The following is a 16060-nucleotide window of genomic DNA, read 5'->3' on the forward strand; positions in this document are numbered from 1 at the left end:
TTGCTGTCGAGGCAGGAGTCCGGAACCGGGGCACGGTCACCGGCCGTTATTTCTGTGCTTCTTTGCTGAGAGCAAGACTGCGGTCGCGACCGTCAGAACGCCGACGATGACCAGTCCGGTTCCCGCCGTGGTCAGTGTTTCGCTGAATTCTGGATGATTCAGCAAGAAAGCGAAGACAAGGGCGAATAACGAAAGAAACGCGCCGATGATGCCGAGCAGAAAGCCGAGGCTGCTCTTCTTCATTGTTCTCCTCCCGGGCGGTCTTCAGGTCGTGATCCGAACCGATGCCGCTTCTTGTCCCGGTGCTTTCGGCGGTGGAACGCGGAGACGACCGGCACTGCCAAAATGCCCGCCGAGAACACGGCGATCATCACGATGCCCACCGTGTCGCCGTGGGGGAGCAGCGGCCGAAGCACGAGCGAGTAGAAGACCTGCCAGATCACGACGAGGAACAACTGCGCCAGAAAAACACGCCATCGGCGTCTGCCAGGACGAGCCACGGCACCCCCGTAATGAACCGAGTCCCCAGGAGGCGGATTCCGCGGTACCGGCCCCCTTCCTGCCACCCGGTCGGATGCCCCGTTTCCGGCTGGTCAAACCTGAATTCCTGACCGCGCCAAGCGGCCCCGTCGCAGCGCGCGAGCCAGTCTCCACGGTGAGACAGTGACAGCGTGTTCGACACTTTCGCGGAATGGGACATCCCCGTCAACGACTCCGTAACCATCCACGGCCGAAGCGGCGGAGAAGGACCGCCCGTCGTGCTGTTGCACGGGCATCCTCGGACGCATACGACCTGGTACCGGGTGGCCCCCGCGCTCGCCCAGGCCGGGTTCAGCGTCGTTTGCCCCGACTTGCGCGGGTACGGCCGGTCAGCCAAACCCGAGCCCGACCGGAAGCACGAGGTGTACTGCGACCGCGCGATGGCCGCCGACATCGTGGCCTTGCTGCGCAATCTCGGGCACAGCCGATTCGCTGTCGTGGGCCATGATCGCGGCAGTTACGTCGCGTACCGGACCGCGCTCGATCATCCGGATGCGGTGTCTCGCCTCGGTGTTCTCGACAGCGTGCCCATCCTCGAGGCGCTCGAACGCGCTGGCGCCAAGTTCGCTACCGCGTGGTGGCATTGGTTCTTCTTCGGCTCGTCCCCGCACGCGGAGCGGGTGATCACGGCCGATCCCCTTGCCTGGTACCGACCGGACGAGCAAGCCATGGGGCACGAGAACTATCGCGATATGACCAGTGCGGTCACGAATCCGGCCACTGTGCGGGCGATGCTGGAGGACTACCGCGCCGGGCTGACCGTCGATCGTGCTCACGACGAGGCGGACCGGGCGGCGGGGCGCGTCATCACGTGTCCGACCCTCGTCGCGTGGTCCGCGAAGGACGACATGGAAGACCTTTACGGCGACCCGGTCGCTGTCTGGCGCTCCTGGGTCAGCGGCGAGCTGACGTCCGCGCGCATCGAGTCCGGGCACCATATGGCCGAGGAAAACCCCGTGCAGCTGGCCGAAACCTTGGTCCGTTTCCTCGGTTAGCTTCGCCCGTCCGGGTGTTTGCCTTGCTCGTCACCGGGTATCAGAAGGGCCACGACGAGGAGGCGAGAGATGTCATCGCGCCCACGCAGCACCACGGGAACGCACGACGGTCCGGGGACGAAACCCCCTGGGCGGCACAAGAACGGCCAAGCGGCGAAGCAGGACTCGGGGACCGCCGGGTTGAGACTGCCTTCGGAAATGCCCAAACGCGCACTGTGGTGGGGCGGATTGGCCGCGCTGGCCGCGGTCGGAGTTCTCGAGTGGCCGGTCGCCGTCGTGGTGGGCGCAGGCACCTATGTCGCCGAGAAACTGTCCCGTGAGGACGTTCGCAAGGATGCCGCCGCCGGAGATTAGCACTGCGAAAGCTCGTGTTTCCGAAACGGCTCTGCGAAGAATGACGAGGAAATGACCGGTACCCTTCCTTCCTTGCTGTCGCGCGCACTCCGGCTTCCGGCCGCCGCGTTGTCCGTGCCCGAACGGCTCGTCCGCGGGGCAAGCCAGGCCGCGGGCGTTGCCGCCGAAGCGGTCAACCTCGGTGCCGACGCGGTGGTCACCGGGGCGGGAGCAGGCGTCCGGGCCACGACGTGCGCCGCGCGGGTGTTGCGCGAGGCGGTGGTCAGCGGGGCAGAGGGAACCGGCGCGGTGTGGCGGCACGGGCAGAAGCTCCATCTCGGACTGCGCCCGGCGGCGGAAGGCGACGCGAGCCGGTTCGGCCGCTTGGTGCGCAAGCTGGCTCGGGAGGCGATGGCGCGGCCCGATGTCATCGCCGCCTACTGGGACGCTGGCCTGTCCCGGATGGTGCTGACGATGGCGGAAGACGCGGCCAGCGACCGCTTGGTGGAAGCACTGGCGGCCCGCGCGCGAAAGCACGGACTGTCCGTTGGCGCCCAAGACGAAGCGTCCGTCCATCCGGGCGATCTTCGCGCGGTCCAGACCCAGGCGGCCGCGCTCGCGATCAGCGGTGCCGGGCTGGCGATGGCGGCGGCCACCACGCCGTTGCGGCTGCGGCGGCCGCCGCAAGTGCTGGATGCCGCGCTCACGGCGGTGCGGGAACATCCGCTCGCCCAAGAGTTCTTGCGTGCCCGGTTCGGCAGGCCCGCGGCCGAATTGGCGGTCGCCACGGCCAACGCAGCGCTGCACGGCGTCGGGAAGTCTCCCGTCGACCTCACGCTCGACGTGCTGTTGCGCGCCGGGCAGCTCGCGGACGCGGTGGCGCAAGTGGTCGCGTTCGACCGGTCCTGCGACCGCCTGTGCGTGCCCGACCGCGACTGTCCGCCGACCCGGCCCGAGCGCCGGGCGGCCCCGCCGGATCCGGTCAGCGACTACGCCAAAACCGCGTTGACCGGCGGTCTGGTCGGCGCGGGAGCTACCGCGCTGTTCCAGCGCAACCTCAGCCAGGCCAGTTCCGCGATCCTCGCCAGTTCTCCGAAACCCGCCCGGTACGGCTGGACCGCGTACGCCTCCGGCGCCGGGCTCGCCCTCGCGCGCGAGGGGGTGCTAGTCCGGAACCCGGACCGGCTCCGGCTGCTGCAAGCGGTCGACACGCTTGTGGTGCACAGCAACGCATTGTGCGGCGACGAGCGCACGGTGCTCGAGGCCAATCCCAACGACCGCGAGTGGGCGGAAGGCAGGCTGTGGCAAGCGGCGCTGCAGGCGGTGAACGGCGAGGACAGCCCCGTGCGGCTGCGGCCGGCGCCGGACGATCCGGCGGCCGAAACCGGGTTGATGATCGCCTCGGCGGACGGCGCGGACGTGGGAACGGTGCTCGTCGGATGGGTGCCCGACCCGCTGGCGGAGAGCGTGCTGGACGCGGCCGGGCAGGCGGGCCTGCGGATCGTGGTCGTCCAGGACGGCTCCCCGGGCGGCGAGGCCGTGTTGGCGGACGAGGTCGTCACCGACCGGACGATGGCCGAGGTCGTCACCGGCTGCCAGGAGGACGGCCGCGTCGTGCTGACGCTGGCCCGCGTCCCGCCGGGCGTCGACGCGTCTGCCCGGGAGGCAGTGCTGGACGGCTTGCTGCGCGGCGATCTCGCGGTCGCGGTCGCGCACGGATGCGATGCCGCGGTCTGGGCCGCCGACCTGCTGTCGATCAGCGGCCTGGCGGGAGCCTGGCGGCTGATGCGCGCCGTTCGCGGTGCGCGCGCCGCCGGTGGCCGGGCGACGACCTGCGCCGAGGCCGCCGCGGCCTTGTCCGGTCTGGTGGTCGCCACGGACGGGCACCGGCAGTGGCGGCGTTTGCTGTCGCCGCTGGCCCGGCTCAGCCCGGTCGACCTCGCCACCGGCGTCGCGCTGGCCGGGGGCTGGCAGGCCGCGGCGGCGATGGCCGCGGAACCGGCTCCGGCGCCGCGGCCGCGAGTGGCCTGGCATGCGTTGCCGCTGGAGGAAGTGCTGCGCAGGCTGGCTTCGGACCCGCGCCGTCGCCGGGCGCGCCGCACCGGCCTGCCCGAACGAGCCCGGCGCCTGGCCGCGGAAGCCGCCGAACTGCCCGGAACCGCGCCGGTGGCGAGCGGGCTTCGGCTGGCCGGCGCGATGCGGGGCGAGCTGAGCGATCCGCTGACTCCGGTGCTCGCCGTCGGAGCCGCCGCGTCGGCGATTCTCGGGTCCACTGTGGACGCTCTGCTGGTGCTGGCCGCGATGGGGGCCAACGCGCTCGTCGGAGGGGTGCAGGGGGTGCGGGCGGAGCAGGCTCTGTCGGGCCTGGCCGCGACCCAGACCCAGCAGGCCCGCCGGCTCGCGTCGGAGGAAGCGCGGCCGGAAGTCGTGGACGCCGCCGAGGTGCGGCCCGGCGACCTGGTGGAGCTGCGGGCGGGCGACGTCGTGCCCGCCGACGCGAGGCTGGTGCGGGTGCAGGATCTCGAGGTCGACGAATCCGTGCTGACCGGGGAATCGCTGCCGGTGCCGAAACACACAGCGCCGACCCCGGCCTCGGACATCGCGGACCGCCGGTGCATGGTCTTCGAAGGAACCACCGTGGTCGCGGGATCGGCTCGGGCGATTGTCGCGGACACCGGGGACCGCACCGAGGCCGGGCGCGCCGTGGCGCTGGCCTCCCGCACGGCACCGGCTGCCGGGGTACAGGCCAGACTGCGGGAATTGACCCGCAAAGCCTTGCCGCTGACGCTCGCGGGCGGAGTCGCCGTCGCTGGCCTGTCGTTGCTGCGCGGGCGAACGGTGCGCGAAGCGGTCAGCGGGGGTGTCGCGGTCGCGGTTGCCGCTGTGCCGGAAGGACTTCCGCTGGTCGCCACGGTCGCGCAGATGGCGGCCGCGCGCCGGCTCAGCCGCCGGGGCGTGCTGGTTCGCTCCGCGCGCACGCTGGAGGCACTGGGCCGGATCGACACCGTGTGCTTCGACAAGACCGGCACGCTCACGACGAACGAACTGCGGGTCGTCAAGGTCGCGACGGCCGACGGAGAAATTCTCCCGCTGCGGCAGGCGGCGGAGACTCAGGTGGTGCGGACCGGGGCGCGGGCTTGTCCGTCCGAAAAGGACAGTTCGCGGGCCAAGCACGCGACCGACGCCGCGGTGCTCGCCGCTTCGCCGCCCGGCGAGGATTGGCGGCAGGTCGCCGGTTTGCCGTTCGAGGCCAGCCGCGGTTACGCGGCCGCCGCCGGGCTCGAGGGCGAAACCGGGTGGCTGGTGGTCAAGGGAGCGCTGGAAGTGGTGCTCCCGTGCTGCCCGGACGCCCCGGCGGACATCCTTTCGCGGGCGGAATCGCTGGCGGGCTCCGGCCTTCGGGTGCTCGCGGTGGCTCGCCGTCCGGTGGGTCCGGACCGGCTGGCCGAGGCCGTCGACGAACCGTTGGCGGACTTGGAGTTCGTCGGCTTGCTCGCGTTGGCGGACAGTCCGCGCCCCAGTGCGGCGCCGATGGTGTCCGGGCTGCGCGCGGCGGGCGTGCGCCCGGTCGTGCTGACCGGCGACCACCCGCGCACCGCCTTGGCCGTCGCCGTCGAACTGGGCTGGCCCGAGGACACCGCGGTCGTGACCGGGCAGGAGCTGGCCGCGCTGGACCGGGCCGGCCGGGCGGACCTGGTGCGCGAGGCCGGCGTGGTGGCCCGGGTGGCTCCGGAGCAGAAACTGCAGGTGGTCGAAGCGCTGCGAGCCGCGGGCCGGGTCGTGGCGATGGTCGGCGACGGCGCGAACGACGCCGCCGCCATCCGGGCCTCCGACGCGGGAATCGCGTTGGCCGCGCGCGGGTCCGCGGCCGCGCGCAACGCGGCGGACATCGTGCTGACCGACGGCGATCTGCGGGTGCTGGCCGACACGGTCGACGAAGGACGGGCCTTGTGGCGCAGCGTCGCGGACGCCATCAGCATCCTCATCGGCGGCAATGCCGGCGAGGTCGGTTTCACCGTGCTGGGCACGCTGCTGTCCGGTGCTTCCCCGTTGTCCACCCGGCAGCTGCTGCTGGTCAACCTGCTGACCGACATGTTCCCGGCGATGGCCATTTCGGTCACCCCCAGCGCCGCGCCGGACGCCGGGCAGAACGGCACCGTCGTGGGCACCGGCTCGCTCGGCGCGCCGCTGACCCGGCAGATCCGCGACCGGGGCGTCGTCACCGCACTGGGAGCGACCACCGCGTGGCTGGCCGGCACGGTGACCCCGGGCACCGCACGACGCACCAGCACGATGTCGTTGTGCGGCCTCGTCGGCGCCCAGCTGGTGCAGACCCTGTCCGGCCGCGCGCACAGCCCCCTGGTCCTGGCCACGAGCCTCGGCTCGGCGGCGGTGCTGTTCGCGGTGGTGCAGACCCCGGGCGTGAGCCACTTCTTCGGCTGCGCCCCGCTGGGACCGGTGGCGTGGGCGGGAGTCGGCGGCGGCATCGCGGTGGCGAAGTTCGCGCCGTCGATGCTGCCGGTGGTGGAGACGATCGCGTCCCGGATCGCGCCGAAGCCGGCCGGGCGAGCCGGTGTGTCCACAATGGACTGACGGTCAATCTCCCCAGGCGTTCGCGTCGAGGACCATGTCCCAGGTCGGATAGGGCACCTCGGGGCGGCGCTGGTGGAGGATCTCGCCGGGGAGCGTCATCGAGGGCGCCTTGCGGGGGTTCGCGAGGCTCTGGGAGACCATGACGTCGGTGAGGGCGCGGCACCCGCCGAGCCGGGGATAGCGCGCGTGCACGCGGTCGGCGAACCCGGGCGGGAGCTGGCCGGGTTCGTCGGGACCGGTGAGGTCGATCCCGATGCCGGCCTGCGCGACGCCGATCTCGGCGGGGCGACGGCGCTGGAACACCGGCGATTCGTGCACGTGCTGGGTGGTGTGCAGGGCGATCGCGTCCCACACGGTGTCGACGCGGTGGTCGGTGATGCCGTGGCTTTCCAGGAACCGTGCGGCGAAATCGGCGCCCGCGACCTCGAACCGCTGATCGGACTTGACTTCCTCGGTCAGCCCCATGTCGTGGAGCACGCAGATGAGGAACATCAGTTCGGCGTCGTAGTGTTCGTTCGGCCGCTTGCCCTGTTGCGCGGCGGCGGCCCGCGCGAAGAGGAAGCTGCGCAGACTGTGGTTGCGCAGGAACGGTTGCTGCGCGCGGGTCACCAGGGTCTGGGCGCGCCTCGCCAGCCGGGTGGCCGGGAAGGACAGTTCGGCTGGCGCCGCGCTGGCCGCCGGTGCGCCGAGCGCGATCGCGGCGGCACCGGCCGCGGCGCCGCCGAGCACGGTGCGCCGGGAAACGGAATCCGACATCTGGGGTCTCCTTTTACGAGTACGCGAACCGTTGCCGGTACGCGGTCGGGGTGATGCCGAGGACTTGGAGGAACAGCCGGCGCATGCTCTCGGCGGAACCGAACCCGCAGCGGCGGGCGACGGTCTCCACTCCGGCGTCGCAGGATTCGAGCAGGACGCGGGCGGCCTCGACGCGGATCCGGGCGACGTACTGGCCCGGCGTGACTCCGAGTTCCTGCTGGAACAGCCGGGTCAGCTGACGCACGCTCACCCTCGCGCGCGCGGCCATGCCGGACAGCGTGTGATCGCCCGCCGGTTCGGCCGCGACCGCGTCCAGCACTACCCGCAGCGCCGAGGTTTTCGGCGCCGGGACGTCGCTCCAGACGCTGAACTGCGACTGTCCGCCGGGGCGGCGCAGGAACACGACCAGCTGCCGCGCGGCGTCCCGGGCGACGTCCGGCCCGAGGTCTTCCTCGACCAGCGCGAGCGCCAGGTCGATCCCGGCGGTCACCCCGGCCGAGGTGACGATCCGGCCGTCGCGCGCGTAAATGGCGTCCGGGCGCACGGTGACGCCGGGAAACCGCGCGGCGAGTTCGGCGCACATCGCCCAGTGCGTGGTGGCCCGCCGTCCGTCCAGCAATCCGGCATCCGCCAACAGGAACGCGCCGGTGCAGACCGACGCGACCCGGCGCGCGGTCCCGCCGAGCCGCCGGATTCCGTCGAGCAAGGCCGGAGCGGTGCCGTCGACCCGGCCCGGCGGCGGTCCCGGGACGAGCACTGTGTCGACCGGTTCGTCTACTTCGGACAGTGCACAGTCGACACTCAGCACCACTCCGGTGTCCGAGCGCACCGGGTGCCCGTCCACTGAGGCCAGCCGGACGCGGTAGCCGCCCGCGCCGTCGAGCACCTGGACCGGTCCGGCGAGATCGAGCAGCACCACGTCGGCGCACACCGCGACGACGATCTCCTTGCCTGCCATATTTCAAGTCTGGTCAGGAGATACTGGTGTCCACAAGGACGACTAGCCCACAGATCCGGCCAGGCCGCCCGGTCGGCCCCGCGGCCGGGCCCGGTGCGGAGTTCATGGCGGGTTATGTCGGCACGCCGTGGCGATCCGAGGTCGCTGATCCCGGGAGTGGCTCGCCCACCACAGTTGGCATGTGCGGATCACCGATCCCGCGCACCTGGCGCGCAGCTTGGGCAGTCCGGTCGGCGATGGATCCGGCCACAGTGGACACTGCGCGGCCGTGGCTCATCGAGGCCGCCCGGGGCTGCGTTCAACCGTCTAGTGCGGCGCGGCGCAGCAACCGGGACATCAGGGCGTGGTGCACGGGCACGGCGAGAGACCACAGCGCGGCGGCCGGTCGCCGGTCGAAGCGCACGAAGGTGGTCCACCGCACCCGCGTGCCGCGCAGTTCGACGACATTGCGCGCGGTCAGCAGCCAGGACCGGGCTTCGAGCACGGCCGCCTGACCGGTCGAACTCACCAGCGCCCACCCCAGCACCTGCGTCGGCGAGTCCCGCGGACCCAGCCGCAGGCCGAGCCCCACCCGCCACGCGAATCGGAGAAAGACGCGCACGGGCCGCGGGGCCTGTTCCCACACCGCACGCGCCCAGTGCTCAGGAGACCGGGCACCGGGTGCCGGGTCGCTGAATTCGAGGCCGCCGACGTAACCGGCGGAAGACAGGGCACCGACGGCGTCCGCCGGCTCCAGGACGATGCGCCGAACCTGCACGGGGACCTCGCTGTTAGTAGACAGGCATCTACTAACGGGACCGTACGGACGTGGTAGACAGGTGTCAACTAGAGTGGGGCGCATGCCGCCGCGCCGCCGACTCGATCCCGCCCAGCGCCGCGCCCAGCTCCTCGAGGTCGCCGCGCGGGAGTTCGCGGCCAAGCCCTACGACGCGGTGCAGATGGAGCAGATCGCCGAACAGGCCGGGATTTCGCGCGCCCTGCTCTACCGGCACTTCCACGCCAAACACGACCTCTTCGCCGCGGTGTACCGGCAAGCGGCCGACCGGTTGCTCGCGGACACCGAACCGGATCCGGCGGCGTCGCTGACCGAACAGATCACCCTCGGGCTGGAGGTCCATTTCGACTACTTCCTGGCCAACCGCAACACGGTCCTCGCGGCGAACCGCACCCTGGCGGGCGATCCGGTGGTCCAGGCCGCGATCACCGACGAGCTGACGGCGCTGCGGCAGCGGCTGGTCGACGCCTCCGGCCTGACCGGGCACGCGGGGGAGCTGCTGTCCGCCGCGTTGACCGGGTGGCTGCAGTTCGTCCGGGTGCTGTGCGTGGAATGGCTGCTGACCGAAGCGTTGTCGCGAACGGAGTTGCGCGAGCTGTGCGTCGGTGCGCTGACGGGGGCGCTGGAGAAGATCACCGGCGAGGCTGAGGGCGGTCGGGAATCTTGAACCGGGGACGGGGAAATCGGCGCAGCAAAGCATCTCGGCGCCGTTGACCGCGTTGCTGCTCGAAGGATTCGCCGCAGATTGGGGAGTGCGGCCAGCTCGTGCTGCTGGCCGCACTTTCCCGGTGCCTCGGGCTCGCGCCGGGGAGAACCAGAAACGGTCGGAGGGACGGCACCGCAGCCGAGAGCCGCGAAGAACGCTTTGACCGGAGCCTTCTGGTTTCCGCCCCGCACGGTCCCGATCACGCTCGGGGGCAGGGAACCGTCTAGCGGCGCGCCGTCGCAGGCTCTGGCAGACACCAGTGCCTCCCCGTGGTCCAGCCGAGAAAACGACGTCCGCCGTCGTCCGTCCGTCCCTCCGGGGTGAAGCGGCCGCCTTCCACCACGTGCGCCAAACCCGTTACGGCCGGGGCGAACCGCTCGGTCAGGCCTGCTCGGGTGACCTGTTCGGCGAGTTGGCCCAGGAGAGCGCGCTGGGTGTCGAGGTCGCAGAAGCTCAGGAAAAACAGCGCCTGCCGCCAGGCGTAGGCCGCGTTCTTGACGCCCTGCAGCGCCGCGTGATGGTGGTCGGTGCGGGTCGCCAGGCGGGTGACCGTCCACGTCAGCGACTCGGCGGCCAGTTGCGGTGCGGACGCTGCGAGCCGGGTCCGAAGGTCCAGCGTGTGCACGAGAACTGCCAGGTTCTGTGTCGTGAGGATCTGGCTCTGCTCCAGCACTGTGCCGTTCGCGGCGACCGAGCGGAGGATCTTCCGCGTCGGCTGGGCTTCGGCGGCTCGGGCCGCGCACAGGTCGGCGAAGTCGTCGGCGGTGCGTATGGCCAGTGCGCGGAACCGGCGCCGCGGCGGGGCGGACGGCCAGGATTCCGGCAGGTCGTAGTAGCGGGCGTAGAGCGTGCCCGCCATCGTGCGGCTGGTGAGTTCGGCCGCGGTGCGCCATTTCGCGGTGAAGGTGCCCATGAAGATGTCGGCCGCGACCTCCTCGACCAGCGGCATCGGCAGCCCAGCCTGTTTCGCCAGCGCGCCCAGTTCGCGCACCAGCGTGTTCGGCAGGATCGCCTGCGGGAATGCGTTGAGCGCGAGCAGGACCGTCTGGGCCAGCGTCTGGCGTGCCGCCCGCGCGGTGTCCGGACGTCGTGTTCGCAGCGGGTCGATCGCGCGGACCCAGGGCAGTTCCTCGATGCTGATCTGGTTTTCCAGGTCGAGCAGCAGGAGGCTTCGGCGGCGGCGGAAGGCCGCGTAGGTGTGAGCGTAGAGCGTCGCGAGCTGTTCGTCGGCGAAGTTGGCGGCCAGCAACTGCGCGGTGATCTGCGGCAGGACTGTCGCGAGGACGTCGGCCGAGGTGATCACGTTGCGGGCGACCAGTTCCTCGATCGGCGCTTCCAGTGCGCGGGCGACCTTGGCGACCAGGTGCGCGGGCGCGTCCTCGGCGACCGGTTCGAGGGACGGCAGCCCGCCGTCGGCGGGGAAGCGGTCCAGCCGCTCGGACAGCGCGGCGGCGAGTTCGGCGTGGGTGGGCCGCGCGGCGACCGAGGCCTGCAGCGCGCGCAGCGCTGCTCGCGGTTCCGAGCCCGGTTCGCCGTGCTTGGTGATCGTGTTCGCCAGGGCGCGGCGGATCCAGCCGACGTCGCGTCCGGTCAGCTCCGTGCTGTCGTGCTCGCAGGCCAGCAGTGCGCGGTGCAGCCGAGCGAAGTTGCTCTTCGGGTGCGTGTGCGCGGTCGACGCGGTGTGCTGGGCGCTCGCGCTCGCGTAGTCCGCGAGCCACTCGGCGCGGCGCTGCGACCAGTCGGCAGGCCAGGTGCGGCACGGCCAGCCGCCGGTGACGCCGGTTTCGGCCAGCCGCGGCAGTTCGCCTTCTACGGTGTCGCACCACAGCGCGACCAACCGGTCGAAAAGCGGATGCCATACCTGCAGCGTTTCCAGCATCGCCGCGATCGCGGGCCGGGTGCGCGCCGAGCGCAGCGAGTCCCGGACTTCACCGACGGTGCTCAGCCGGACCAGCGCGCCCGCCGGCCGCGGCGCTGCGCCGGGGAGCGGGGCCAGGCGCAGGCGAGGCAGGTACGGGCGAAGCTCGCCGATCAGGTCGAGCGCGGCTTCGGCGTGCCCGTGGTCCAGCAGCCACGCGACGGTCGGCAGCGCGGCGTCCTCCGGAAGCTCGATCCGGTAGGACTCGGCGGCCAGCATGGCGCGGAGCGTGTCGAGTCCGGCGTCGGTGAGATACCAGAGGTTGAGCCGTTCGCGGTCGGTCGTGCCCGGTCCGTCGGCGCACAGCGCGGCCTCGGCCGGGGACAGCGGGACCTCGGCCAGGAACCGGCCGGTGGCGAATCCGCCGTGCGCGACCTCGAGGGTCACCCACGCCGGAGTGCCCGCGACCGGGACCCGCGAGCCGATCCGCAGGGAACCGTCGGCCATGCCGGTGAGGACGTCCTGCCACTGGCTCGCTTTCGCCCCGGCGCGCCGGCGCGCCGCGCTGTCCTTCGCGGACAGGGCGGTGCGCACAGCGCGGGCGAGCTGCCCGTAGGCGTACCCCGGCGACGCGGTGTGTCCCATGTGGATTTCCCCTGCTCTCGAAGACTTGGAGGCAGGATTCGAACCTGCGCCTTCCCGGAATACAGCCGGGTGTTCTGCCTGCTGAACTACTCCAAGAGGCGGGGGCGGACATGGAGGCGGGACTCGAACCCGCGCCCTCCCGGTCCTGAGCCGGGCGATCCGCCGCTGATCTACTCCATGCCGTTTCCCCGCACCGGAGAGCCTATGCTGCCGCGGCACTGCGGCGCCACTGATATCTCAACGGTGAGCCTGGGGCGGCTTCCCGGCCCGGTTCATCGTTCGGCGGAGGTTGCCGGGGCGGAGCAGGCAGGTGGTATCCCAGCGGTGTGGGCCTGGTATCCGGCGTGATGTACGCGCAGGAGGGCTTTGGCGTGGGGGAATTCGGCGGGCGTGAACGGCAGCGGCGGACGGCGGATTTCGAGGAGTTCGCTGGGTCGGCTGTGGAGCAGCACGGTGGTTCCGGTGACCGAGCCTGGGCTGCCGCAGCACTACGGCACCAGTGATATCTCAATGGTGAGCCTGTGGCGGCTTCCCGGCCGCGGTTCCGGTTAATCGGTCGGCGGAGGTTGCTGGGGGTGGGGCGGGCAGGTGGTATCCCAGCGGTGTGGGTCTGGTGTCCGGCGTGATGTACGCGCAGAAGCGCCTTGGCCCGGGCGAATTCAGTGGGCGTGAACGGCAGCAATGGACGGCGGATTTCGAGGAGTTCGCTGGGTCGGCCGTGCAGCAGGGTGGTTCCGGTGACGGTGCCGGGGAGCCTGGGCTGCCGCGGTACTGCGGCGTCAGTGATATCTCAACGGTGAGCCTGCGGCGGCTTCCCGGCCCCGGTTCTGTTCTCATCAGTCGGCGGAGGTTGCTGGGGTGGGGCAGGCAGGTGGTATCCCAGCGGTGCGGGTCTGGTATCCGGCGAGGTTTACGCGCAGGAGGGCTTTGGCGCGGGGGAATTCGGCGGGCGTGAACGGCAGCGGCGGACGGCGGAATTTCGAGGAGGTTGCCGGGGAGGCTGTGCAGCAGCAGGGTGGTTCCGGTGACCGCGCCGGGGAGCCTGGGTTGCCGCGGCACTGCGGCGCTACTGATACCTCAACGGTGACCCTGCGGCGGCTTCCCGGCCCGGTTCCGTTCTCATCGTTCGCCGGAGCTTCCCGGGACGGAGCAGACAGGTGATATCCCAGCGGTGCGGGCCTGGTATCCGGCGAGATGCACCCGCAGAAGCGCCTTGGCCCGGGCGAACTCGGCGGGCGTGAACGGCAGCAGCGGCCGGCGGACTTCGAGGAGTTCGCCGGGCCGGCCGTGCAGCAGCAGGGTGGTTCCGGTGACGCGCTCGTCCCGCACGCGGACCCCGGTTTTCCGGCGGACCGTGCAGGATTCGCCGAGCAGGGCGCTGAGGAGGGGGCGCACGTCGGCGTCGGCGTCGGCGGCTTGGGCGGCGATGGCGAGCATCCGGGTCGGGAGGTCGACGAGGTCGTGCGCGTCCGCCCGGACGACCCAGACGTTCTCGCCGCCGCCGGAGCGGGCCGCCTCGGCGACGTCTGTGCTGGTGGTGCCTTCCGGGGCGCGGAGGAGGAACTCGTCCACCGCGCCGTCGGGCGAGGTGAGGACCTGCATGGCCGCGATGTCGTAGCGGTGCGCGGCCAGGGTGGCGGTGAGGGCGGCCAGGCTTCCGGGCACGTCGCGCACGGTCGCGCGGAGGCACCATTCGACCGCGGCCCCTTGTCCGGGCGCGGAGGTGCGCGGCGGCCGGTGGCTCCAGCGGTGCCGCAGCGTGGCGGCGGCGATGAAAAGCCCGCCCAGCGCGAACATCAGCGCGGGGGCGACGCGGTTGTTCGCGAGGGTGCTGACGAACAGGTCGGCGATGCCGGTGGCGAAGAACAGCGCCGCCAGTTCGACCAGTTCCCGGTTGACCGAACGCTTCCGGCTCGTGCTCGGTGTCTCGGATGCTGTCATGCCCTCCAGCGTCGGGGCGCCCGTTTACCGCTGACGTCGCGTCCTGTCACGATTCAGTTAACCAGCCCGGGCGGCGGCGTCCACACCAGTCGCGGATCGGTCTGCACGAAGCTGCCCAGCAGCTGGTCCACGCGCATCAGGACGTCCAGATCGAGCCGGACCCCCGCGGCCTTCGCGTTTTCGGTCAGCTGCTCCGGCTTGCTCGCGCCCACCACCGCCGAGGCGACGGTTTCGTGTTGCAGGGTCCAGGCGAGCGCGAGCTGGGCCATGGTCAACCCAGCGTCGTCCGCGACGCCGCGCAGCAGCTCCACCCGGTCCACCAGCTCCGGGTACCGCAACGGCCGCGCGTACGCCGGTCCGGTCGCGCGCGAGCCCGGCGGGACCGCGCCGCCGCCGTATTTGCCGGTCAGGACGCCTTGCGCCAGCGGGACCGCGGCGAACTGGCCGATGCCGAGCCGGTCGGACACCGGGATCACCTGTGCCTCCGCCACGCGCCACAGCATCGAGTAATGCGCCTGGTTCGAGATCAGCGGCACGTCGTAGCGCGCGGCCGCCTCGGCCGCCTGGGTCAGCTGCTCCGCCGTCCACTCCGCGGTGCCGACGTAGCGCACTTTGCCTTGCCGCACCAGGTCCGACAGGGCCAGGAACGTTTCCGCGACCGGTGTCTTGTAGTCGAATCTCAACAGCTGGTAGACGTCCACGTAGTCGGTGCGCAGCCGCCGCAGCGAGCCCTCCAGCGACGCGATCACGTGTTTGCGGCTCAGGCCCGAATCGTTGGGCCCGGGGCCTTCGGGCCAGAACACCCCGGTGCACAGGACCAGGTCGTCGCGGCGCGTGCCGGCGAACGCCGCGCCGAAAGCGGCTTCCGCGGCGCCGCCGTCCCAGGCCGCTGCCGTGTGGAACGTGGTGACGCCCGCGTCCAGCGCCGCGGCGACGCAGCCGGGCGCGTGGTGGTTGTACCAGTTGCCGTAGGCGATTTCGCTCACGGCGAGCCCGCTCGCGCCGAGCCTGCGGTACTCCACTTCAGCCTCCTTGAACGGCCATCTCGTCGATCCACGCGTCCACCGCGCTGGCCTTGCGGGCGAACGATTCCCGCACCGATTCGTGCGGCAGGATCAGGAACTCGTCCCGGGAAAGGCCGCGCACGACCGCGTCGGCGACGTCCTTGGGTTCGAGCAGCGGCGCGGCGGCCGCGATGGCCAGCGCGGCCGGGTGGCCCGCGGCGAGGCCCGGCTCCAGCAGCGCGGTGCGGACGCCGAGCGGGCACAGCGCGCTGACCCGCACCCCGCGCGGCCGGTAGGTGATCGCGAGCCATTCGGCCAGCGCGACGGCCGCGTGCTTGGTGACCGAGTACGGCGCGTCGCCCGGCACTCCGAGCAGGCCGCCTGCCGACGCGGTGAGCAGCAGGCAGCCTTCGCCGCGGGCGAGCATCGAGGGCAGCACCGCCTGTGCGGCGTGGACGTGCTGCATCACGTTGATTTCCCAGGATTTCGCCCACTGTTCGTCCGCGGCGTGCACGCCGGTGCCGAACGCGGCGCCCGCGTTGGCGCAGAACAGGTCCACCGGCCCGAACTCGCCGCGCGCGCCCGCCACCAGCGCTTTCAAGTCCTTTTTGGACGTCGCGTCGGTCACCGTCGCGACGGCTTGCCCGCCCGCGTCCCGGATCTGCGCCGCCACGCGTTCGGCCCCGTCCGCGTCGAGGTCGGACACGACCACCCCGCGCGCGCCCTCGGCGGCGAACCGGCGGGCCATCGCGGCCCCGATTCCGTGCGCCGCGCCGGTGAGCACGACTACCCGCCCGCTCAGTTCCACGTGCGCTCCACTATTTTCTCCGACGTTGTTACCGGCGTGAGCAAAATGTATTTCTTGACTGTCAGCTGGATGATAAAACCCCTGTTCAGTGGCCTGGGATGGGTTCCGGGCACAGTTTCGGACATTAGCACGGCGAGAGTGCCGATGG

13 protein-coding genes and 2 tRNA genes are annotated in these 16060 nt (G+C 71.6%); 4 read left to right on the forward strand and 11 right to left on the reverse strand.

The annotated features are described in order from the left end of the window. Positions 1 to 36: 36 nt before the first annotated feature. Entirely contained in the window at positions 37 to 243 is a 207-nt protein-coding gene (locus tag F9C11_RS21955; protein WP_409186757.1) for a hypothetical protein, read from the reverse strand. Beyond that, a complete protein-coding gene (locus F9C11_RS21960) occupies positions 240 to 455 on the reverse strand; it encodes a hypothetical protein (protein ID WP_409186758.1) in 216 nt (71 codons plus the stop codon). Before F9C11_RS21960 ends, F9C11_RS21955 begins: the two co-directional genes overlap by 4 nt. Before the next feature lie 216 nt (positions 456 to 671). Between F9C11_RS21960 and F9C11_RS21965 the strand changes: the two genes are divergently transcribed. The 3 genes from F9C11_RS21965 to F9C11_RS21975 all read left to right on the forward strand — a co-directional run bounded on the left by F9C11_RS21965 (position 672) and on the right by F9C11_RS21975 (position 6461). Then, entirely contained in the window at positions 672 to 1535 is an 864-nt protein-coding gene (locus F9C11_RS21965) for an alpha/beta fold hydrolase (protein WP_409186759.1), read from the forward strand. Positions 1536 to 1604: 69 nt separating this feature from the next. Further along, positions 1605 to 1889 carry a hypothetical protein gene (locus tag F9C11_RS21970; protein WP_409186760.1) on the forward strand — a complete coding sequence of 95 codons (285 nt, stop codon included), beginning with the start codon at positions 1605 to 1607 and terminating at the stop codon, positions 1887 to 1889. Between the two features lie 51 nt (positions 1890 to 1940). Beyond that, the gene (locus tag F9C11_RS21975; RefSeq protein WP_409186761.1) at positions 1941 to 6461 is read left to right on the forward strand and encodes a cation-translocating P-type ATPase; all 4521 of its coding nucleotides are present in this window, start codon (positions 1941 to 1943) and stop codon (positions 6459 to 6461) included. A 3-nt stretch (positions 6462 to 6464) separates the two neighbouring features. On the opposite strand, the gene F9C11_RS21980 is transcribed toward F9C11_RS21975, so the two are convergent. From F9C11_RS21980 to F9C11_RS21990, 3 genes are all read right to left on the reverse strand, one after another. Beyond that, on the reverse strand, positions 6465 to 7217 hold the full coding sequence (locus F9C11_RS21980; protein WP_409186762.1) for an HD domain-containing protein: 753 nt from the start codon (positions 7215 to 7217) through the stop codon (positions 6465 to 6467). 13 nt (positions 7218 to 7230) lie between these two features. Then, positions 7231 to 8175, reverse strand: a complete 945-nt coding sequence (locus F9C11_RS21985; RefSeq protein ID WP_409186763.1) for a GlxA family transcriptional regulator — start codon at positions 8173 to 8175, stop codon at positions 7231 to 7233. A gap of 298 nt (positions 8176 to 8473) precedes the next feature. Beyond that, the gene (locus tag F9C11_RS21990; RefSeq protein ID WP_409186764.1) at positions 8474 to 8932 is read right to left on the reverse strand and encodes a hypothetical protein; all 459 of its coding nucleotides are present in this window, start codon (positions 8930 to 8932) and stop codon (positions 8474 to 8476) included. Between the two features lie 82 nt (positions 8933 to 9014). Here F9C11_RS21990 and F9C11_RS21995 point away from each other — a divergent pair, with 82 nt between their 5' ends. Next, entirely contained in the window at positions 9015 to 9617 is a 603-nt protein-coding gene (locus tag F9C11_RS21995; RefSeq protein ID WP_409186765.1) for a TetR/AcrR family transcriptional regulator, read from the forward strand. A gap of 262 nt (positions 9618 to 9879) precedes the next feature. On the opposite strand, the gene F9C11_RS22000 is transcribed toward F9C11_RS21995, so the two are convergent. The 6 genes from F9C11_RS22000 to F9C11_RS22025 form a co-directional block, all read right to left on the reverse strand. Next, the gene (locus tag F9C11_RS22000) at positions 9880 to 12159 is read right to left on the reverse strand and encodes a hypothetical protein (protein WP_409186766.1); all 2280 of its coding nucleotides are present in this window, start codon (positions 12157 to 12159) and stop codon (positions 9880 to 9882) included. A 23-nt stretch (positions 12160 to 12182) separates the two neighbouring features. After that, a tRNA-Tyr gene (locus F9C11_RS22005) sits at positions 12183 to 12255 on the reverse strand. Between the two features lie 12 nt (positions 12256 to 12267). Beyond that, positions 12268 to 12339: transfer RNA gene (locus F9C11_RS22010), tRNA-Leu, on the reverse strand. A 939-nt stretch (positions 12340 to 13278) separates the two neighbouring features. Continuing rightward, complete coding sequence (locus tag F9C11_RS22015; protein WP_409186767.1) at positions 13279 to 14100, reverse strand: ACT domain-containing protein; 822 nt, start codon at positions 14098 to 14100, stop codon at positions 13279 to 13281. 53 nt (positions 14101 to 14153) lie between these two features. Beyond that, positions 14154 to 15122, reverse strand: a complete 969-nt coding sequence (locus F9C11_RS22020) for an aldo/keto reductase (protein ID WP_409186768.1) — start codon at positions 15120 to 15122, stop codon at positions 14154 to 14156. A 1-nt stretch (position 15123) separates the two neighbouring features. After that, positions 15124 to 15912 carry an SDR family oxidoreductase gene (locus F9C11_RS22025; protein WP_409186769.1) on the reverse strand — a complete coding sequence of 263 codons (789 nt, stop codon included), beginning with the start codon at positions 15910 to 15912 and terminating at the stop codon, positions 15124 to 15126. Positions 15913 to 16060 lie beyond the last annotated feature (148 nt).

The sequence above is a fragment of the Amycolatopsis sp. VS8301801F10 genome (assembly GCF_046195355.1).
Taxonomy (GTDB): domain Bacteria; phylum Actinomycetota; class Actinomycetes; order Mycobacteriales; family Pseudonocardiaceae; genus Amycolatopsis.